Here is a 19994-nt window from a genome sequence, read left to right on the forward strand (position 1 = left end):
GGTGGGCGGGTCATCCGGAACGGACCGTGGCCTTGTCTTTGAGAGTTTGGCTTTTCGGCCCAACCTTCAAGGTTTTTCTTGTTAAGCCTGTTCACAAAAAGAATGACGTGTCGTGAACGCGGCGGTCTGACGGGCAAAAGCGATTCAGTCTGCCCGAGAGGTGTCAGAACCGGTCCCTGCGGGCCCGGATTTCGGTGAAAATTTCGGCGGGTTGTGCGTCGGCCATGTCGATGGCCTGTGCCAGAACCGGATCGTCGGCGCGCAGAAACGGGTTGGTTTCGCACTCCAGCGACAAAAGCGACGGGACGGTGGCATGGCCGTTTTCACGCGCCGTCCGCGTAGCCTCGGATCGAGACATAATCTTTGGATTGTTCGGTTCAAGGGATAATGCAAAACGCACATTCGTCATCGTGTACTCGTGACCGGAACAGACCGTCGTGTCGCCGGGCAGGGCGCGCAGCTTTTGCAGGCTGTTCCACATCTGCGATGGCGTGCCTTCGAACAACCGCCCGCACCCCATCGCCATCAGGCTGTCGGCGGTAAAAAGCAGTTGGGTCTCGGGCATATGGAACGCGATGTGACCGATGGTGTGGCCGGACACGTCGAAAATGTGGACCTGCTGACCGCAGACCGTGATCGTGTCCCCGTCCGCAACCTCCGTGTCCAGACGCGGCAGGCGGTGGGCATCGGCCTTGGCACCCACGACGCGGGCGTCGCCGCGCAGGGCCTGCAGCCCCTGCACATGGTCGTCATGGTGGTGCGTGATCAGGATGTCCGTCAGGGACCATCCCCGCTGATCGAGCACGGCCTGAACCGGCGCCGCCTCGGGCACATCCACGAGCGCTGTCTGGCCGGTCTGCGGGTCGTGGATCAGGAACGCATAGTTGTCTGACAGGCAAGGGACGGTGATCAGTTCAACGGGCATGGCAAGTTCGCTATTCTTTGCTAGGGTAGGCTGCAAGCCCGCCAATGGACCACGCAGACCGCAATGCATCTCGACGTACTTCAACTGCGCAACTTCTACTACCGCAGCGCACTTGGCCGGGCTGCGCAGAAGGTCATACGTGATGAACTGGTGCGAATGTGGCCCGAGGCAAAGGGCCAGACGGTCGCGGGCTTCGGTTTCGCGGTGCCGCTGCTGCGCCCCTATCTCGGCGATGCGCGTCGTGTCATCGGCCTGATGCCCGGTCCGCAGGGTGTCATGCCTTGGCCCGCCGGCCAGCCCAATGTCACCGTCCTGTGCGAGGATACGCTCTGGCCGCTGCCGAACGGGTTCGTGGACAAGCTGGTCGTGATGCACGGGCTCGAGACGACAGAGCATCCGACCGCCGTGCTGAATGAGTGCCATCGCGTCCTGGGACCGGGCGGGCGGGCGATCTTCATCGTGCCGAACCGGGCGGGGCTCTGGTCCCGGTCCGATCGCACGCCCTTTGGCTTCGGGCGCCCCTATTCGCCGAGTCAGCTGGAAATCCAGCTGCGTGCGCATGATTTCGACATCGGCAGCGTTCGCGCGACACTGTATCAGCCGCCGTCGCACAATCCGCTGTGGCGCCGCATGGCGACCGTGCTGGAAGGGGCGGGTCACGCAATTCCGATGCTGGCGGGCGGGGGTGTCCTGATCGTCGAAGCCTGCAAGCAATCGCCCGCCGCCAACGGGCCGCGACTGCGCGTGCGATCCCGCGACACCGCATTGGCACCCTTTCCCGAAGCGGCACCGGCATGACGGTCCGGCCCCCTGCGACACTTCGTCCCGAGCGCCGAAATGCCCCGTCCGTCTTCGGTTCCACCATTCGCGAAAAATCGGCTTAACATGTTGCGGGGGGATAACTCCTCTGTTAGATCGGCGCAGATTTTAATGCCTCGGAAACTTCGAGGAGACGTGAACGCCTCCGGACCCTTTTGGGGTCGCGGGGGCCTTATATCGGAAGGGTGGACGTGTCCGAACCAGCTTCGATCACACAGGGTATCGCCGGGCGCTATGCGTCAGCGGTGTTCGACATCGCCAAGGATGGCAACAATCTCAAGGCGATGGAACAGGACGTCGACGCTCTCGACGCCGCCCTGTCCGAAAGCGCCGATTTCCGCGATCTGATCACCTCGCCGCTCTATGGCCGTGACGAGCAAGCTGCCGCCGTAAAGGCGATCGCCCAGAAGATGGCGCTGTCGGACACGATGGCGAATCTGCTGGGTCTGCTGGCCGACAAGCGTCGCCTGTTCGTGCTGCCCGGCATCGTCGGCACCCTGCGCGACATGCTGGCCACCGACCGCGGCGAAGTCATCGCCGAAGTCACCACCGCGCAGGCGCTGAGCAAGACGCAAAGCGACGAGCTGGCCAAGACGTTGTCCGACCAGGTCGGCAAGACCGTCAGCATCAAGGAAACCGTGGACGCCTCCATTCTTGGTGGCTTGATCGTCAAGGTCGGCAGCCGCATGCTCGACACCTCGATCGCGTCCAAACTCAATGCACTCCAGAACAACATGAAAGAGGTCGGATAAATGGCGATCCAAGCGTCTGAAATCTCTGCGATCCTGAAGGACCAGATCAAGAACTTCGGTCAGGATGCCGAAGTCGCCGAGGTTGGCCGCGTGCTGTCCGTCGGTGACGGTATCGCCCGCGTCTATGGCCTCGACGCCGTGCAGGCCGGCGAGATGGTGGAATTCCCCGGTGGCATCCGTGGCATGGCTCTGAACCTCGAGACCGACAACGTCGGCGTCGTAATCTTCGGCTCTGACCGCGACATTAAGGAAGGCGACACCGTCAAGCGCACGAAGTCCATCGTGGACGTGCCTGCCGGTCTGGAACTGCTGGGCCGCGTCGTTGACGGTCTTGGCAATCCGCTGGACGGCAAGGGTCCGATCAACGCGTCAGAGCGTCGCGTGGCCGACGTGAAGGCCCCCGGCATCATCCCGCGCAAATCCGTGCACGAACCGATGCCGACCGGCCTGAAGGCCATCGACTCCATGATCCCGATCGGCCGTGGCCAGCGCGAGCTGATCATCGGCGACCGCCAGACCGGCAAGACCGCCGTGGCGCTCGACACGATCCTGAACCAGAAGTCCTACAACGACGCGGCCAAGGACGACTCCGAGAAGCTGTATTGCATCTACGTCGCCATCGGCCAAAAGCGGTCCACCGTGGCCCAGCTGGTGAAGAAGCTGGAAGAGACCGGCGCCATCGAATACACCACGATCGTCGCCGCCACCGCATCCGACCCCGCGCCGATGCAGTATCTGGCCCCCTATTCCGCCACCGCGATGGCCGAGTATTTCCGCGACAACGGCAAGCACGCGCTCATCATCTATGATGACCTGTCCAAGCAGGCCGTGTCCTACCGCCAGATGTCACTGCTCCTGCGTCGCCCGCCGGGCCGTGAAGCCTATCCCGGCGACGTGTTCTACCTCCACTCTCGCCTGCTGGAGCGTTCGGCCAAGCTGAACGAGGACAATGGTTCCGGTTCGCTGACTGCGCTGCCGATCATCGAAACGCAGGGCGGCGACGTGTCGGCGTTCATCCCGACGAACGTGATCTCGATCACCGACGGCCAGATCTTCCTCGAAACGGAACTGTTCTTCCAGGGCATCCGCCCCGCCGTGAACACCGGTCTGTCCGTGTCCCGCGTGGGTTCGGCTGCCCAGACCAACGCGATGAAATCGGTCGCCGGTCCGGTGAAGCTGGAGCTTGCGCAGTACCGCGAAATGGCGGCCTTCGCTCAGTTCGGCTCCGACCTTGACGCCGCGACCCAGCGTTTGCTGAACCGTGGCGCGCGTCTGACGGAACTGATGAAGCAGCCGCAGTATTCGCCGCTGACCAACGCCGAGATCGTGACCGTCATCTATGCCGGCACCAAGGGTTATCTGGACAAGATCGACACTAAGCAGGTCGGTCGTTTCGAAGCCGGTCTGTTGAAGCACATGCGGACGCAAGGCCGCGACGTGCTGGACATGATCACGAACGAGGACCCCAAGATCAAGGGCGATGCAGAAGCCAAGCTGAAGGCCGCCATCGACGCCTTCGCCAAGGATTTCGCATAACCTTTGCCCGAGAGAGGAGTTTAGGTTTTGCCTAGTCTCAAGGACCTTAAGAACCGGATCGCGTCGGTCAAGTCGACCCGCAAGATCACCAAGGCCATGCAGATGGTGGCCGCCGCGAAACTGCGGCGGGCACAGGACGCAGCCGAGGCCGCGCGCCCCTATACGGAGCGGTTCAACGCGGTCATGGCAGGTCTGAGCCAGGCAGCGGAGGGCTCGCCCTCTGCGCCAAAGCTGCTGTCCGGCACCGGATCGGACAATGTGCACCTGCTGGTGGTAATGACGGCGGAACGCGGCCTGTGTGGCGGCTTCAACGCCAACATCGCCAAGCTGGCGCGCGTCCGTGCCAAGAAGCTGATCTCCGAAGGCAAGACCGTCAAGATCCTGACGGTCGGCAAGAAGGGTCGCGACAGCATGCGGCGCGAACTGGGCGACCACTTCGTCGGTCACATCGACATGTCCGACGTGAAACGGATGTCCTACGTCGATGCGCAGCGTGTTGCCAAGGACGTGCTGACCCGCTTCGACGCCGGTGAATGCGACGTGGCGACGATCTTCTTCGCCCGCTTCGAAAACGTCGTGGCCCAGCATCCGACCGCACAGCAGATCATCCCGGCAAAGTTCGACGCCGTGGCTGACGCGTCTGACACCAACACGCTCTACGACTACGAGCCCAGCGAAGAGGCGATCCTCGCCGACCTGCTGCCGCGCGGCGTCGCCACGCAGATCTTTGCGGCCCTGCTGGAAAACGCGGCCTCCGAACAGGGCGCGCGGATGTCTGCAATGGACAACGCGACGCGCAACGCGGGCGACATGATCGAAGACCTGACCATCGAGTTCAACCGCTCGCGTCAGGCGAAGATCACGAACGAGCTGATCGAAATCATTTCGGGCGCTGAAGCGCTCTAAGACTGGAGAAACACTTATGGCAAACGCAAAAGGCAAGATCACGCAGGTGATTGGTGCCGTCGTTGACGTCCAGTTCGGGGACCACCTGCCCGAGATCCTGAACGCGCTGACCACCGACAACAACGGCAAGTTGCTGACCCTCGAAGTGGCGCAGCACCTTGGTGAGAACACCGTGCGCTGCATCGCCATGGACGCGACCGAAGGTCTGGTCCGCGGTCAGGAAGTCACCGACATGGATAACACGATCACCGTGCCCGTCGGCGACGCGACCCTCGGGCGCATCATGAACGTCGTCGGCGACCCCGTCGACGAGAAGGGCCCGATCGGCGAGACCGAGCGCCGCTCGATCCACAACACCGCACCATCCTTCGAATCGCAGTCGACCGCGTCCGAAGTGCTGGTGACCGGCATCAAGGTCATCGACCTGCTGGCCCCCTATGCCAAGGGCGGCAAGATCGGACTGTTCGGCGGTGCCGGCGTGGGCAAGACGGTTCTGATCCAGGAACTGATCAACAACATCGCCAAGGTGCACTCCGGCTACTCCGTCTTCGCCGGCGTGGGCGAGCGGACGCGTGAGGGCAACGACCTTTACTACGAATTCATCGAATCCGGCGTCATCAACGCCGAAGACCTGACCAAGTCCAAGGTGGCTCTCGTCTATGGTCAGATGAACGAGCCGCCGGGTGCCCGCATGCGCGTCGCGCTGTCCGGTCTGACGATGGCGGAACAGTTCCGCGACCAGTCCGGCACCGACGTTCTGTTCTTCGTGGACAACATCTTCCGCTTCACGCAGGCCGGTTCCGAAGTGTCCGCACTTCTGGGCCGTATCCCCTCTGCCGTGGGCTACCAGCCGACGCTGGCCACCGACATGGGCCAGATGCAGGAACGCATCACCTCGACCAAGAACGGCTCCATCACGTCCGTGCAGGCGATCTACGTGCCGGCCGACGACCTGACCGACCCGGCACCCGCCACGTCGTTCGCCCACCTCGACGCGACGACGGTTCTGAACCGTGCGATCTCGGAAAAGGGGATCTACCCGGCCGTGGACCCGCTGGACTCCACCTCGCGCCTGCTCGATCCGGGCATCGTGGGTGAAGAGCACTACAAGGTCGCCAACGACGTGCAGCAGATCCTGCAACGCTACAAGTCGCTGCAGGACATCATCGCCATCCTCGGGATGGACGAACTGTCCGAGGACGACAAACTGACCGTTGCCCGCGCCCGCAAGCTGGAACGCTTCCTGTCCCAGCCCTTCGACGTGGCTCAGGTCTTCACCGGCTCGCCCGGTGTGCAGGTCGCGCTGGAAGACACCATTGCCTCGTTCAAGGCCGTCGTGGCCGGTGAATACGATCACCTGCCGGAAGGTGCCTTCTACATGGTCGGCGGCATCGACGATGTGAAAGCCAAAGCCGAGAAAATGGCCGCAGACGCGGCGTAAGGAGCGATCATGGCAGATCATCTGCAATTCGATCTCGTCTCGCCCGAGCGCCGTCTGGCCTCGGTCGAGGCCTCCGAGGTGCAAATCCCCGGTGCCGACGGCGACATGACGGCGATGGCGGGCCACGCGCCCACCATCACCACCCTGCGCCCCGGCGTGCTGAAGGTCATCCACAGCGGCGGCATCGACGAATACGTCGTGCTTGGCGGCTTCGCCGAAATCACCGCGACCTCCGTATCGGTCCTGGCCGAAAGCGCACTGCCGCGTGGCGAGATGTCCCAGGATGTCTATGACCGCATGATGGACGACGCCCGTGCCGAGATGAAGAAGGCCCGCGAGACCTTCGAGAACGAGCCCGGTCCGGTCGACGACGCGGCCAAGCTGATGTCCGACATGGTGGCCGTCGGCACCCATATCGGTCTGGACCCCAAGCAATCCAATTTCGGCTGACCGCAGTATTTCGGTAACAGACATGCAAAAGGCCCCGCACCGCGGGGCCTTTTCGCTTTGCCACATCATCAATATACCCCAATGACGCGAATATGAGCGACCATCGATTTTCCGGACCAGGACATCATGCGTAAATTCGGCAATCACACCGTCGGGGTGGATCAGGGCGACCTCGTCCTCTTTTCCGATTTCGAGGATGACGGAGAGATGTGGACCGGTGAGGGCCCCCGTCTGACCCGCCGCAGCGTGCGCTTTGCCGATAGCTACGATGCGCCACCCGTCGTGCAGGTTTCCTTGTCGATGTGGGACATCTCGAACGGAGCAAACGCCCGCGCGGATGTGACGTCCGAACTGGTGACGCGCGACGGCTTCGACATCGTGTTTCGCACCTGGGGCGACACCCGTGTCGCCCGCGTGCGCGTCGCCTGGATCAGCATCGGGCCGATCCGTAACGACGACACCTGGGACCTTTAGCGGCTGTAGACGCCTTCGTAGATCGGTTGCAGTGTCTTGTGGTTGAACAGGGACGACACCGAAGTGCCGTTCCAGGTGTTCAGGATCGCCTGCGCAAAGATCGGCGCCGTCTTGACGATGCGGATATTGGGGCAGGCCAGCGCCTCGGCCTTGGGCGCGATGGTGTCTGTGATGACAAGGTTCTTCATCACAGACTTGCTGACGCGCTCGACCGCCGGGCCTGACAGCACACCGTGGGTGATGTAGGAATGGACCTCCTTGGCCCCGTTCTCCATCAGGACTTCGGCCGCCTTGCACAGGGTGCCGGCCGTGTCGACAAGGTCGTCCACGATCAGGCAGACCCGGTCCTTCACGTCGCCGATCACGGTCATCTCGGCGACTTCGCCGGGCTTGCCGCGCCGCTTGTCGACGATCGACAGGGGGGCCCCGATCCGTTGCGCCAGATCGCGCGCGCGTGCGACGCCGCCCACGTCAGGGGACACGACCATCACCTCTTCCATGTTGCCTTTGAAGTTGTGCATCACATCAAGCGCCCACAGTGGGCTGGCATAAAGGTTGTCTACCGGAATGTCGAAGAACCCCTGAATCTGCGTCGCATGCAGGTCCAGCGTCAGGATGCGTTCGATCCCCGCTTCGACCAGGATATTGGCTACCAGCTTGGCGGTGATCGGCGTCCGCGCCTTGCTGCGGCGATCTTGCCGGGCGTAGCCGAAGTAGGGCATGACGGCCGTGATCCGCGCCGCTGACGACCGGCGCAGCGCGTCCGCGATGATCAGCAGTTCCATCAGGTTGTCGTTCGTCGGATTGCTGGTCGGTTGGATGATGTACATGTCCTCGCCGCGCACGTTCTCGAACACCTCGACAAAGATCTCGCCGTCGTTGAACCGTTCGACCCGCGCATCCACAAGGCTGACATCCATGCCCCGGTGCATCGACATGCGCGCGGCGACGGCTTCGGCCAGCGGTCGGTTCGCGTTGCCGGAAATCAGCTTGGGTTCATGCAGGTTAGCCATCTGGGGAGTCCTTGTGGTGCAGCGGCGGAATCGCCCGCGTTGACACCGCCTAGCACACCGCTACGGTCCCGAAAACATCAACACCTGAAAGGCTGAACGAAATGGCCCACATCGATTACTTCTTCGCCACGATCAGCCCCTACACCTATCTCTGCGGTATCCGGCCCGAGGAAATCGCCCGCGCGCATGGGGCCACGATCACCTATCGCCCGGTCGATCTGATGAGTGTCTTCACACGTACCGGTGGCCAGCCCGTGCCGGAACGCCATCCCAGCCGGCAGGACTACCGCCTTCAGGACCTCGCGCGCCGCGCCGCACTGCGCGACCTGCCGCTGAACGTGAAACCCGCCTTCTTCCCCACCAACCCGGCCCCCAGCGCCTATGCGATCATCGCCGCCCAAGAGGCCGGCGGCGGCAGTCTGTCGACACTTGTGGCGACCATGACCCGCGCCTGCTGGGCCATGGACCGCGACATCGCAGACGATGACGTGATCCGCGATTGCCTGACACAGGCAGGCTTCGATCCGGCACTGGCCGACAAGGGCCTGCTGGCGGGGGCCGAAGCCTATCACCGCAACACGGAGGAGGCCGTCCGCCTCGGTGTCTTCGGCGCACCCTTCTTCATCACCTACGGAGATCAGCGGTTCTGGGGCGAGGACCGCCTTGACGATCTGGAGGCACATCTGTCGGGCCGCATTTGATGCCGGTCGAACGCCACGCGGGGCTGGACGTGAACGTCCTGCGCACCGGACCGGACCCCCGGTATCTGCTGCTGCACTGCACGCTTGCCCGGTCAGAGGCGCTGCTGCCACTGGCGCAGGCATTGCCGGGGAACGCGGTGCTGATGGACCTGCTGGGCCACGGAAAATCACAGGACTGGAACGGGGGCGAGGATTACCAGACCGCAAACATGACAGCCGCTGCCGATCTGTGCGACCGCCCGATGCACCTGATCGGCCATTCCTTCGGCGCGACGATCGCCCTGCGCATGGCGCTGGATCACCCCGACAGGGTCAGCCGCGTGACACTGATCGAGCCTGTGTATTTCGCCCTTGCCACCGACGCTGCCGCGCAGGCCGATCACCGTGCGCGCTTCGGCCCGATCATGGCCGCCGTCGACGCCGGTGACATGGAAATCGCCGCCCGCCTGTTTCATGGCGACTGGGGCGACGGTGATTGGTCCGCAATGCCGGATCACAGCCGCGCGGGTTTCATCAGGCGGATGCCCTTGATCATGGCCGGCGTGCCGGCCATTCAGGACGACATTCACGGCGTAGCCGACCGGCTTGGTCGGATCACCGTGCCGGTGACCCTGATCCGGGGCGAGACCTCTTTGCCGATCATCCCGGCCATACACGCAGCGATCCGCGCGGCGGTCCCGCAAGCGCGCGACCATGTGGTCGGCGGGGCCGGTCACATGGTGCCGATGACCCACACCGCCGATGTGGCCGCGATCATCCTTTCAGATGCGCGATGAAGCGGTCGATGGCAGCGTGATCCGTCGACCAGTCGCAGACCAGCCGCCCGGTCAGGCGTTCATCCGCCGGACCGCTGTCGGGATCGCCCGAAGTTACGTAATAGACCGCGCCCGCAGCCAGCGCCTTCTGGTGCAGGCTGCGCGGCGCATCGAAGAACACGAGGTTCGACTGGGGCGCGAACAGGACCTGCACGTCCGGCACATGCTCTAGCCCCGAAATCAGATGCGCGCAGGCGTCGTTGGCCTGCCGCGCCATCGTCAGCCACAGATCGTCGGTCAGATAGGCCTCCATCTGGGCTGACAGAAAGCGGTGCTTGGAAAACAGATGCGCCCCGCGCTTGCGCCGCAGCTCGAACTCCAGCCCGACGGATGGGTCGAAAAAGATGCAGGCCTCGACCCCCAGAAGACCGTTTTTCGTCCCGCCAAAGCTGACGGCGTCGATCCCGGCCTTCCATGTCATCTCTGCCGCCGAACAGCCCAGGGCCACGAGCGCATTGGTGAACCGCGCGCCGTCCATATGCGCCTTCAGCCCATAGCGCCGGGCCACGTCGGTCAGGACATGCAATTCAGCGGCGGTATAGACCGTGCCCTTTTCAGTCGCCTGCGTGATCGATACCGGCCCGCGCTGGGGGCCGTGGACGCCGCGGGTCTGTTCCTTCTCGATCGCCCTCTGCAAACCCCGCGCGGTGATCTTGGCGTCGACCGTATCCACCAGCGTCAGCTTGGCGCCGCCAGTAAAGAATTCGGGCGCGTTACACTCGTCTTCGTGGATATGCGCCATGGGCGAACAGAAGATCGTCTCCCACGGGTTGGCCAGTGTCGCGAGAGTCAGCACGTTCGCTGCGGTGCCGGTCGCCACCAGATAGACGGCGGCCTCCGGTGCCTCGAACACGTCGCGCACCATGTCGCGCACCCGGCCCATGCCCGCATCCGCGCCGTATCCGCTGGCATAGCCGTCGTTGGCGGCGTTCAGCGCCTCCATCACCTTGGGGTGCGCGGGGCCTGCGTTGTCGGATGCAAAGAACATGGTCAGGTCGGCTCCTCGATTATGTGATCTTCCCAGTCCGCCTCGTCGATTTCGAACTCCGGGATGGTCTGGCCGCGCATGGTGACGCCTGCCGCATGCGGGCTGTCAGGGTCGCCCGACAGCAGAGGGTGCCACGGATACAGGTCGCGCCCTTCGGCCACGAGACGATAGGCGCAGGTCTGCGGCAGCCAGTACATGTTGTCCTTGATCGTCTTGGGCGTCAGCACGATGCATTCCGGCACGAACTGGTGACGGATCGGATACTGCGCGCACAGGCAGGTGTCGTTGTCCAAAAGACGGCACGCCACGCGGGTCAGCGCGACATCGCCTGTATCCTCGTCCTCGAGCTTGTTGAGGCAGCATTTGCCGCAGCCGTCGCATAGCGCTTCCCATTCCGGCCTTGTCAGTTTCGCCATCGGCACGGTTTTCCAGAACCGGGGGCGCAGGCCGGAACGGTCGATCGCCTTGGGGCTCGATGCGTCAGACATGAGACAGGATTTCCTTGGCGCGGGCGCAGTCGGCGTCCATCTGGGCGATCAGGCCGGGCAAGCCGTCGAACGTCATCTCGGGGCGCAGGTAATCGACCAGCGCCACGCTGATGTGCTGCCCGTAAAGATCACCCTTGAAGTCGAAGATGAAGGTCTCGCAATTCGGAACCTCGCCGTTGAACATCGGTCGCACGCCGATGCTGGCGGCCCCGTCATAGCGTCCCTTGTGCGGACCGTCGGCAATGTCGATGCGCACGGCATAGACACCGAACGCGGGCGGATGCAGACCCACGATGGACATGTTGGCGGTGGGATACCCCAATTCGCGCCCGCGCTGGTCGCCGCGCATGACCTCGCCCACGATGCGGTGCCAATGGCCCAGCATGGCGGCCGCGTCGCGCGGGCGGCCATCCGTCAAGGCGGCCCTGATCGCGGTGGAACTGACACGCCCCGCCTCCAGCTTGACCATCGGGGCGATGGTGACACCAAAGCCCATCTCGGCCCCGAAACGTTCCAGATCGGCGGCGCTGCCCGCGCGGTCACGGCCAAAGCAGAAATCGGCACCGACGACGACATGCGCCAGCCCCAGCCGGTCGTGAATGATCGTCTGCGCGAAATCCTGCGGTGTCAGCGCGACAAGCGCCGCGTTGAACGGCACCTCATACAACTTCTCGACCCCTTGTTTCGCCAGCTCGTTGGCCCGCCCTTCGGCGTTCATAAGTCGGAAGGGTGGGGCATCCGGGGCAAAGAACTGGCGGGGATGCGGTTCGAACGTCATCAGGCCGAGCGGTGCGTTCCGCCGCGCGGCGGCATCGCGCGCGGCGTCGATGACGGCCCGGTGCCCCAGATGGACGCCGTCGAAATTGCCGATGGCGGCAGCGGCACCCCGGTCGGCAGGGTCAAGGTAGAGGGTGTCACGGATGATGCGCATGGCGATTGCGTAACCCGCACCCGAGACAGGCGCAAGCGGTCGGGATCAGTCGAACTTGGCAGAGGGCGCCAGAACGACCGCTTCGCCGATCAGAACCTTCTTTCCGTCCACCAGACACCGGGTCTCCATCGTGACCTTGCGCTTGCCGTAGTCGATGGCCGTCACCTCGACTTCGGCCGTCACCATGTCGCCGGGACGCACGGGGGCCAGGAATTTCAGGGTCTGGCCAAGGTAGACGGTGCCATGCCCCGGCAGTTGTTCCCCGATGACGGCCGAAATCAGCCCAGCGGTCAGCATGCCATGCGCGATCCGTCCTTCAAAGATGGTGTCGCGGGCATAGGCGTCGTCCAGATGCACCGGATTACGGTCGGTGCTGACCTGCGCGAACATCTCGATATCCGTGTCGGTCACGACCTTGCGCAGTGACCGCATCATGCCGACGGCCAGATCCTCGATCACGATGGTGCCGCGCGGGGCGTTGTCGAGCATGTCGCGTTCCTTTAAGTCATAAACCATCACATCAGGGGTTCGATTTGTAACTTAATTACGCTGCGACTGCAAAAAGTCAAGTGCGCCTTAGGTCTAGCGCAAAAAGCCGATCGCATAGGTCGGACTGACCATCTCGCGTGCAAGATAAGACTCCAGCGCGGGACCGGCGGGGTGCAAGTCCTGCGTCTCGGTCTCTTCCGCGGCCAGGCCACCGGTAATGAACAGGGAATCGAGGTCTTCCTGCTGCGCGCCAAGGATATCCGTCTGGATGCCGTCGCCGATGCAGATGATCCGCGTGGCATCCGCACCGCCGTCCAGCGCCGCAAGGCGTTTGCGAGCCAGATCGTAGATCGGCGGGTGCGGCTTGCCGAAATAGAGGCTTTCGCCGCCCATTTCTGTATAAAGTCGTGCAAGGGCACCGGCGCACCATTCGCGGCTTTCGCCGCGGTCCACGACGATATCGGGATTGGCGCAGAGCAGTTTCAGGCCGCGCTGTTTTGCGGCCAGAAACGTCGGTCGATAGACGGACGGATCGGCATGCGGGTCGGTGGGGCCACAGCAGACGATACCTTCGGCGCGGTCCAGCGGGACCTGCGCGATTTCCAGCGGGTGATCGATCAGCGTCATGGGCTTGAAGAACGACTGGTCGTGATCCTCGCCGATGAAATAGACATTCTGTCCCACCGCCCCCGTGAACATCGCCGCCCGCGCAGAGTCGCCAGAGGTCGCGATCGCGTCCCAACAGTCGTCGGGGATACCCATGCGCTGGATCTGGGTCTGCACCGACGTCCAGGGTCGCGGCGCGTTTGTCACTAGGATGACCCGCCCCCCGGCGCTGCGGTAATCCTGCATCGCCTTGACGGCATCGGGAAAGGCCGCGAGGCCGTTGTGCATGCAGCCCCAAAGGTCCACGAAGGCGGCGTCGTAGTCGCCCGCGATGTCAAGGAAGCTGTGGACGATCTGGGCCATGGCGGTGCCTTTGCGGGTGGGGGTGTCGCCGGGTGCGGTCTTGGCGCCTCCGGCGGGAGTTTTCTGGCCAGATGAATGCGGGTGGACGATACCGGAGGCTGAGGCAGGTGCCTCCGGTGACGTGGCAGGGGGGACGCCTATTTCTTGAGGTTCGGGATGATCTGCTTCTTGCGGCTCATGACGCCGGGCAGGACGACCGTGTCGCTGCTGGTGTCGGCATCGAAGGATGCGCGGGCGACCTGCTTGGTCAGGTCGTTGGGCAGCAGCATCGTGGCTTCCTCGCGGATGATGTCCACGACGAACAGCAGGACCTGGTCCACGCCATCCTCGGCCGCGACGGCGGGCATGGCGGCGACGAGGGCGTCCTTGCGGTCGAGGATCGCGGCGGGCGACGTTGTTTCCAGCACGGACACGCGGAATTTGGTGCCCTCGATCTCGTATTCCTTGGAATCCATCCGCAGCAATTCGGCGTCGCTGAACGCGCTGACGTCGGATTTGGCGGCAAACATCTCATCCGCGTAAGTGGTGATGTCGATGCCCAGATCGGCGGCAAGGTTTTCGGCCAGTTTCTTGTCCACCGGGGTCGTCGTGGGCGAGCGGAAGGCGAGGGTGTCGGACAGGATGCACGACAGCATCAGCCCCTTGATGTCGTCGGGCATCCCTGCGGCCTTGTCGCCCATCAGTTGGTGCATGATCGTGGCGGTGCAGGCCAGCGGACGGATGGTCACGTCGATCGGGCCCTTGGTCTTGATCCCGCCGACCAGCAGGTGGTGATCAATGATCGCCTGGACGTCGGCTCCGTTGATGTTCTCTGGCAATTCGGCCGGATTGTTGGTGTCGACGATGACGCAGGCCTGGCCGTCCGCGATGTCGCGCACGATCTCGGGCAGATCGAACCCCCAACGCTGGGCGACAAAGGCCGCCTCGGTGTTGGGCTGCCCCAGCAGGACGGCCTTTGCGTCGATGCCTGCGTCCTTCAGGAACCATTCCCAAATCAGCGGTGACCCGGTGGAATCGGTGTCGGGGGATTTGTGGCCGAAGATCAGGGTGGTCATTGTCATTTCGCCTATGCCAAGTGATGATTTGGCCGCCTTATAGTGTTGATGGCGCTTGCTGTCACGCAGGACGGGACGACAATGACCAAACCGCGCGAAGCTGACCTTTATCCCGCCATCAAGGCGTACCTGACCCGGCAAGGCTATGACGTGAAGGGCGAGGTCGGGGCCGCCGATGTCGTGGCCGTCAAAGGCGACGCGGTGCTGGTGGTCGAAATGAAGACGGGGTTTTCACTGCCCCTGTTTCATCAGGGCATCGCGCGGCAGGCCGTCACCGACGACGTCTATCTGGCGGTCCCTGCCGACGGACAGCGCAAGGCATTGTTGGCGAACGTCGGCATGGCGCGGCGGTTGCGGCTGGGCGTGATGACCGTGCGCCTGCGCGACGGGCTGGTTGAAGTGCTGGCGGAACCCGTGCCCTTCACGCCGCGCAAGGCTCCGAAGAAAGCGAAGGCGCTGAAGAAGGCCTTTGCCCGGCTGAGGGGTGATCCCAACGCCGGCGGTGCGACGCGGCACGGGCTGGTCACGGGCTATCGGCAGGATGCGGTGGCCTGCGCACGGTTTCTGGCGATCCACGGCCCGTCAAGCGGTGCGCGCATCAAGGACTGGGCCGAAATCCCGGGTGCGACCCGGATCATGGCGGACGACCACTATGGCTGGTTCATCCGGATCAGTCGCGGTGTCTATGACCTGACCGCGGCCGGGCGTCGGGGCCTCGCGGACTGGGGCGACGGTTAGGCCAGCGGACAGGGCCGGAATCGGACAGGGGGTTGCGGTCGTCTGGCCCGGTGCAAAATCCGTGGTCGGAAAACCAGCAGATCGGGACGAAGACGGCACGGGACAGGCCGTGGCATTGGCGGCAATCCGCCCGTTACGAACCGACCGGGCCCACACGCACGATGACTGCGATTTCCGGCGCGCAATCCTGTTGACAGGGCCCGTTCCATTGCCTACCTAAGCCGCGCTGGCACTCGACCAAGGTGAGTGCTAATGACACATGAAACGCTTCAAGGAAGGTTCACAAGATGGCATTCAAACCTCTGCACGACCGCGTGCTGGTCCGTCGCATCGAAGGCGAAGACAAGACCAAGGGCGGTCTGATCATTCCTGATTCCGCCAAGGAAAAGCCCGCCGAAGGCGAGATCGTTTCCGTCGGCACCGGTGCCCGCAAGGACAACGGCGAGCTGATCGAGATGGCCGTGAAGGCCGGCGACCGCATCCTGTTCGGCAAATGGTCCGGCACCGAGGTCAAGCTCGATGGTGAAGACCTGCTGATCATGAAGGAAAGCGACATCCTCGGCGTCATGTAACGCCGCAGGGGGTCCCAGTGACCCACCGCTTTTCCAACCCAACTGAAATCTCAAGGAGCACATGAAAATGGCAGCCAAAGACGTCAAATTCAGCACCGACGCCCGCAATCGCATGCTGCGTGGCGTGAACATCCTCGCCGACGCCGTCAAGGTGACGCTGGGCCCCAAGGGTCGTAACGTCGTCCTCGACAAGTCCTTCGGCGCTCCGCGCATCACGAAGGACGGTGTCTCTGTCGCCAAGGAAATCGAACTGGAAGACAAGTTCGAGAACATGGGCGCGCAGATGGTCAAGGAAGTCGCGTCGCGCACCAACGACGAAGCCGGTGACGGCACGACCACCGCGACCGTTCTGGCCCAGGCCATCGTGCGCGAAGGCATGAAGTCCGTCGCCGCCGGCATGAACCCGATGGACCTGAAGCGCGGCATCGACCTGGCCACGGCCAAAGTCGTCGAAGCGATCAAGGCCGCTGCGCGTGACGTGACCGACAGCGACGAAGTCGCGCAGGTCGGCACCATTTCCGCCAACGGCGAAGCCGAAATCGGCCGTCAGATCGCGGACGCGATGCAGAAGGTCGGCAACGAGGGTGTCATCACCGTCGAAGAGAACAAGGGCCTCGAGACCGAGACCGATGTCGTCGAAGGCATGCAGTTCGACCGTGGTTACCTGTCGCCCTACTTCACGACCAACACCGAGAAGATGACCGCCGAGCTCGACGACGTCATCATCCTGCTGCACGAGAAGAAGCTTTCTTCGCTCCAGCCGATGGTGCCGCTGCTTGAATCCGTGATCCAGTCGCAGAAGCCGCTGCTGATCATCTCGGAAGACGTCGAAGGCGAGGCTCTGGCCACGCTGGTCGTCAACAAGCTGCGTGGCGGCCTGAAGATCGCCGCCGTGAAGGCACCGGGCTTCGGTGACCGTCGCAAGGCCATGCTGCAGGACATCGCGATCCTGACCGGTGGCCAGGTGATCTCGGAAGATCTCGGCATGAAGCTGGAGAACGTGACCATCGACATGCTGGGCTCCGCCAAGCGCGTCACGATCACGAAGGACACCACCACCATCATCGACGGTGCCGGTGAAAAGGCCGAGATCGAAGCACGGGTCAACCAGATCCGTGGCCAGATCGAAGAGACCACCTCTGACTACGACCGTGAAAAGCTGCAGGAACGTGTGGCCAAACTGGCCGGCGGTGTGGCCGTCATCCGCGTCGGCGGCATGTCTGAAGTCGAAGTGAAAGAGCGTAAGGACCGCGTCGACGACGCCCTGAACGCAACCCGCGCAGCCGTGCAAGAGGGTGTGGTCGTCGGTGGCGGCGTCGCTCTCGTGCAGGCCGGCAAGGCACTCGATGGCCTGAAGGGTGCGAACTCCGATCAGGACGTCGGCATCTCGATCATCCGCAAGGCACTCGAGGCACCGCTGCGTCAGATCGCCGAAAACTCCGGCGTTGACGGGTCGGTCGTCGCGGGCAAGATCCGTGAAAGCAACGATCCGAACTACGGCTTCAACGCGCAGACCGAAGAATATGGCGACATGTTCAAGTTCGGCGTCATCGACCCGGCCAAGGTCGTGCGCACCGCGCTGCAAGACGCAGCATCGGTCGCCGGTCTGCTGATCACCACCGAAGCCATGGTTGCCGATCGTCCGTCCAAGGACAGCGGCAACGGCGGCGGCATGGGTGACATGGGCGGCATGGGCGGCATGGGCGGCATGATGTAAGAACCGGCTTTGGGCCTGTCCGGCCCGAAACGGTTCTGACGGGGGCAGGGGGTCGCGCGCGACCCTCGGACCCCCACGCATCCCCGACCGATGTGCGCCACGCGCATGCCGGTCGGACCATGACGGCAAATGGGGGCCTGCGGCAGATGCCGCAGGCCCTTTCTGCCTGCGCGGTGCCCAGTTGCAGCACCTCTCCGGCGCATCTCCGTTCTGGCGCTGCGCGGCCCTCGGCAAAGTGGGATCAGATACTTGCGGCCCCTCCGATGATCATGTCCTGCATCGCACCCCTCACACCGCGACCGCTGCGATACCTCCGGTCAAAGAGACCTAAGACAATGCTCGTCCCGAAGAATGAACGACGGATCCTTCGGCCTGACTACTCAGGCGCACGGTCTGGGCAATAGAGCGGCAACGCGGCATGATGGGTCATGCAGTTCCCCGGTTTCATCAGACCCGCCACGCCCCATGATCTATCCGCCATTGATGCGCTGCTGACGGCATCCTTTGGCGGTGAGGCCGAAGTGAAGCTGGTGCACGACCTGCGTGCAGCCGGTGCCATGCGGGGCGAACAGGTGATTCCTCTGGGCGAAGGCGTGATCGGCTACTATGCGCTCTCGGCGATGATCGCCCCTGTCGGCTGGCTTTGCCTGGCCCCCGTGGCCATCGCGCCGGACTGGCAGGGCCGGGGGCACGGACGTCGCCTGATTGCGCAACTTGCGGCCTGGGCCGACCAGACCGCGACGCCGGTGGTCGTTTTGGGCCAGCCGGAATTCTACGGCAAGGCAGAATTCTCGGTGGCCAAGGCCCAGGCGCTGACCTCACCCTATCCGATCGCGCACACGCTTGTCGCTGGTATCGGCGGCGCAGCACCCCAGGCGGTCCTGCGCTATCCGGCGGCTTTTGGATGATGTTGCAAGCGGGTCTGGTCGCGGTGGTCATGATCGCCTTCGCCGGCAATTCGGTGCTGAATCGGATCGGTGTGGCGCATTTCCACATGGACCCGGTGACCTTCGGCGCTTTGCGTGTCGGTGCCGGTGCGCTTATTCTGCTGGCCTTGACCGGCACCGCGGGCTGGCCGGTGCTGCGCAGCCGCCGCCGCTGGATGGGAGCCATGACGCTCGCGACCTACATGATCGGGTTTTCCTGGGCGTATCAAAGCCTTGGGGCAGGGCTGGGTGCGCTGATCCTGTTCGCCACGGTGCAGATCGTCATGTTCGGAACCGCCGTGCGACGCGGGCTGGCGGTGCCGGCGTTGCGCTGGGCGGGCATGGCGGTTGCGATGGTCGGTCTGGTCGTCCTGCTTTGGCCTGCCGGGGTCGTCCGGGTCGATCCGGGCGGCGCCCTGACGATGATCGCCGCGGGCATCGGGTGGGGAGTATATACCCTGCTGGGACAGGCGGAACACGATGCCAGCGGTGCGACCGCCGCCAACTTCACGCTGTGCCTGCCGCTGATGCTGGTGGCGGTGACCCTGCGCGCCGACCTTGGCCCCTTGCCGGCGCAAGGCGTCGGGGTGGCACTGGTGGCGGGTGCGGTGACGTCGGGCCTTGGCTATGCGCTGTGGTATCGCGTACTGCCGGCGCTGCCGGTCACCATCGCGGCCATTGCGCAGCTCAGCGTGCCGGTGATCGCGGTCCTGGCAGGGATCGTTTTGCTGTCAGAGCCGCTGACGCTGCGCATCGCCGCCGCGGCGGTCCTTGTGTTGGGTGGCATTGGCCTGTCGGTGCTGCGTCAGCGCAGGATCGGCTCCAACGGGTCGTAGCTGATCGCGTCGGCATCACCAAAAGCCACGGCCGCCAGCGCGTCCGGCTTGACCCGCATCGTCGCCAGTTCGGCGCGGGTCGCCCAACGGCGATGCGCCACGACGCCTTCGGGGTCGATCCAACCGCCCGCGATGGCCGGATCGGTCACGGTGCAGCGAAAGTAGATGTCGATCTGGTGGTAGTCCCGCGCGGTATCGTGGAACTCGTTGACCAGACAGACCGCGCCGACGGTGGCCTGCAACCCCGTTTCCTCGTGCAATTCGCGCGTGAGGTTGTCGGGCAGGCTGGCGTGCGGTTCCACCCCGCCGCCCGGCGCACACCACAGGTCGGTCCGGTTCGGATAGGCGTTCACCAGCAGCAGCCAGTCGTCATGGACGATGACGGCGCGGACGGCAATGCGGGGCGGGCGGGACATGCGCTGCAACCTGATCCCTGTCGCGCGATTGTGCAAG

23 protein-coding genes are annotated in these 19994 nt (G+C 63.9%); 14 read left to right on the forward strand and 9 right to left on the reverse strand.

The window, feature by feature from the left end:
- Window positions 1-163 precede the first annotated feature (163 nt).
- Window positions 164-925, reverse strand: a complete 762-nt coding sequence (gloB, locus tag ACOI1H_RS01930) for a hydroxyacylglutathione hydrolase (RefSeq protein WP_422435029.1) — start codon at window positions 923-925, stop codon at window positions 164-166.
- A 63-nt stretch (window positions 926-988) separates the two neighbouring features.
- On the opposite strand from gloB, the gene ACOI1H_RS01935 reads away from it, so the two are divergent.
- The 7 genes from ACOI1H_RS01935 to ACOI1H_RS01965 all read left to right on the forward strand — a co-directional run bounded on the left by ACOI1H_RS01935 (window position 989) and on the right by ACOI1H_RS01965 (window position 7303).
- Window positions 989-1723, forward strand: coding sequence for a class I SAM-dependent methyltransferase (locus tag ACOI1H_RS01935; protein WP_422435030.1), 735 nt, complete (start codon window positions 989-991; stop codon window positions 1721-1723).
- Between the two features lie 212 nt (window positions 1724-1935).
- A complete protein-coding gene (locus ACOI1H_RS01940; RefSeq protein WP_422435031.1) occupies window positions 1936-2496 on the forward strand; it encodes a F0F1 ATP synthase subunit delta in 561 nt (186 codons plus the stop codon).
- Window positions 2497-4032, forward strand: coding sequence for a F0F1 ATP synthase subunit alpha (gene atpA / locus ACOI1H_RS01945; RefSeq protein ID WP_422435032.1), 1536 nt, complete (start codon window positions 2497-2499; stop codon window positions 4030-4032).
- 27 nt (window positions 4033-4059) lie between these two features.
- Window positions 4060-4938 (forward strand): F0F1 ATP synthase subunit gamma, encoded by an 879-nt coding sequence (locus tag ACOI1H_RS01950; RefSeq protein WP_422435033.1) that lies wholly within the window; start codon window positions 4060-4062, stop codon window positions 4936-4938.
- A 16-nt stretch (window positions 4939-4954) separates the two neighbouring features.
- The gene (gene atpD, locus ACOI1H_RS01955; protein ID WP_422435034.1) at window positions 4955-6379 is read left to right on the forward strand and encodes a F0F1 ATP synthase subunit beta; all 1425 of its coding nucleotides are present in this window, start codon (window positions 4955-4957) and stop codon (window positions 6377-6379) included.
- Between the two features lie 9 nt (window positions 6380-6388).
- Entirely contained in the window at window positions 6389-6829 is a 441-nt protein-coding gene (locus ACOI1H_RS01960; protein WP_422435035.1) for a F0F1 ATP synthase subunit epsilon, read from the forward strand.
- Between the two features lie 126 nt (window positions 6830-6955).
- Window positions 6956-7303 carry an H-type lectin domain-containing protein gene (locus ACOI1H_RS01965; protein WP_422435036.1) on the forward strand — a complete coding sequence of 116 codons (348 nt, stop codon included), beginning with the start codon at window positions 6956-6958 and terminating at the stop codon, window positions 7301-7303.
- Here ACOI1H_RS01965 and ACOI1H_RS01970 read toward each other — a convergent pair.
- Window positions 7300-8316: a ribose-phosphate pyrophosphokinase gene (locus tag ACOI1H_RS01970; RefSeq protein WP_422435037.1), complete on the reverse strand. Its 1017-nt coding sequence runs from the start codon at window positions 8314-8316 to the stop codon at window positions 7300-7302. The genes ACOI1H_RS01965 and ACOI1H_RS01970 overlap by 4 nt on opposite strands.
- A 101-nt stretch (window positions 8317-8417) precedes the next feature.
- Between ACOI1H_RS01970 and ACOI1H_RS01975 the strand changes: the two genes are divergently transcribed.
- Both ACOI1H_RS01975 and ACOI1H_RS01980 read left to right on the forward strand, forming a co-directional pair.
- Window positions 8418-9017, forward strand: coding sequence for a 2-hydroxychromene-2-carboxylate isomerase (locus ACOI1H_RS01975; RefSeq protein ID WP_422435038.1), 600 nt, complete (start codon window positions 8418-8420; stop codon window positions 9015-9017).
- A complete protein-coding gene (locus ACOI1H_RS01980) occupies window positions 9017-9793 on the forward strand; it encodes an alpha/beta fold hydrolase (RefSeq protein WP_422435039.1) in 777 nt (258 codons plus the stop codon). The genes ACOI1H_RS01975 and ACOI1H_RS01980 overlap by 1 nt, the downstream gene beginning before the upstream one ends.
- Here ACOI1H_RS01980 and ACOI1H_RS01985 read toward each other — a convergent pair.
- The 6 genes from ACOI1H_RS01985 to ACOI1H_RS02010 form a co-directional block, all read right to left on the reverse strand.
- Window positions 9771-10820 (reverse strand): threonine aldolase family protein, encoded by a 1050-nt coding sequence (locus tag ACOI1H_RS01985; RefSeq protein ID WP_422435040.1) that lies wholly within the window; start codon window positions 10818-10820, stop codon window positions 9771-9773. The genes ACOI1H_RS01980 and ACOI1H_RS01985 overlap by 23 nt on opposite strands.
- A 2-nt stretch (window positions 10821-10822) precedes the next feature.
- Complete coding sequence (locus tag ACOI1H_RS01990) at window positions 10823-11308, reverse strand: YcgN family cysteine cluster protein (protein ID WP_422435041.1); 486 nt, start codon at window positions 11306-11308, stop codon at window positions 10823-10825.
- The gene (locus ACOI1H_RS01995) at window positions 11301-12239 is read right to left on the reverse strand and encodes a bifunctional riboflavin kinase/FAD synthetase (protein WP_422435042.1); all 939 of its coding nucleotides are present in this window, start codon (window positions 12237-12239) and stop codon (window positions 11301-11303) included. The genes ACOI1H_RS01990 and ACOI1H_RS01995 overlap by 8 nt, the downstream gene beginning before the upstream one ends.
- A 45-nt stretch (window positions 12240-12284) precedes the next feature.
- Entirely contained in the window at window positions 12285-12728 is a 444-nt protein-coding gene (locus tag ACOI1H_RS02000) for a MaoC family dehydratase (protein ID WP_422435043.1), read from the reverse strand.
- 93 nt (window positions 12729-12821) lie between these two features.
- Window positions 12822-13697: a TIGR01459 family HAD-type hydrolase gene (locus ACOI1H_RS02005; RefSeq protein WP_422435044.1), complete on the reverse strand. Its 876-nt coding sequence runs from the start codon at window positions 13695-13697 to the stop codon at window positions 12822-12824.
- 137 nt (window positions 13698-13834) lie between these two features.
- On the reverse strand, window positions 13835-14752 hold the full coding sequence (locus tag ACOI1H_RS02010) for a manganese-dependent inorganic pyrophosphatase (RefSeq protein ID WP_422435045.1): 918 nt from the start codon (window positions 14750-14752) through the stop codon (window positions 13835-13837).
- An 81-nt stretch (window positions 14753-14833) separates the two neighbouring features.
- Between ACOI1H_RS02010 and ACOI1H_RS02015 the strand changes: the two genes are divergently transcribed.
- The 5 genes from ACOI1H_RS02015 to ACOI1H_RS02035 all read left to right on the forward strand — a co-directional run bounded on the left by ACOI1H_RS02015 (window position 14834) and on the right by ACOI1H_RS02035 (window position 19541).
- A complete protein-coding gene (locus ACOI1H_RS02015) occupies window positions 14834-15490 on the forward strand; it encodes a DUF2161 domain-containing phosphodiesterase (protein WP_422435046.1) in 657 nt (218 codons plus the stop codon).
- Window positions 15491-15777: 287 nt separating this feature from the next.
- Window positions 15778-16062, forward strand: a complete 285-nt coding sequence (gene groES, locus ACOI1H_RS02020; protein WP_089901424.1) for a co-chaperone GroES — start codon at window positions 15778-15780, stop codon at window positions 16060-16062.
- 67 nt (window positions 16063-16129) lie between these two features.
- A complete protein-coding gene (gene groL / locus ACOI1H_RS02025; protein WP_422435047.1) occupies window positions 16130-17779 on the forward strand; it encodes a chaperonin GroEL in 1650 nt (549 codons plus the stop codon).
- A gap of 428 nt (window positions 17780-18207) precedes the next feature.
- Window positions 18208-18687: a GNAT family N-acetyltransferase gene (locus ACOI1H_RS02030; RefSeq protein WP_422435048.1), complete on the forward strand. Its 480-nt coding sequence runs from the start codon at window positions 18208-18210 to the stop codon at window positions 18685-18687.
- Window positions 18684-19541 carry a DMT family transporter gene (locus tag ACOI1H_RS02035; RefSeq protein WP_422435049.1) on the forward strand — a complete coding sequence of 286 codons (858 nt, stop codon included), beginning with the start codon at window positions 18684-18686 and terminating at the stop codon, window positions 19539-19541. The genes ACOI1H_RS02030 and ACOI1H_RS02035 overlap by 4 nt, the downstream gene beginning before the upstream one ends.
- On the opposite strand, the gene ACOI1H_RS02040 is transcribed toward ACOI1H_RS02035, so the two are convergent.
- Entirely contained in the window at window positions 19511-19957 is a 447-nt protein-coding gene (locus tag ACOI1H_RS02040) for an NUDIX domain-containing protein (RefSeq protein ID WP_422435050.1), read from the reverse strand. The two genes, ACOI1H_RS02035 and ACOI1H_RS02040, sit on opposite strands and share 31 nt — an antisense overlap.
- Window positions 19958-19994 lie beyond the last annotated feature (37 nt).

The organism is Loktanella sp. DJP18 (assembly GCF_049310965.1).
Classification (GTDB): domain Bacteria; phylum Pseudomonadota; class Alphaproteobacteria; order Rhodobacterales; family Rhodobacteraceae; genus Loktanella.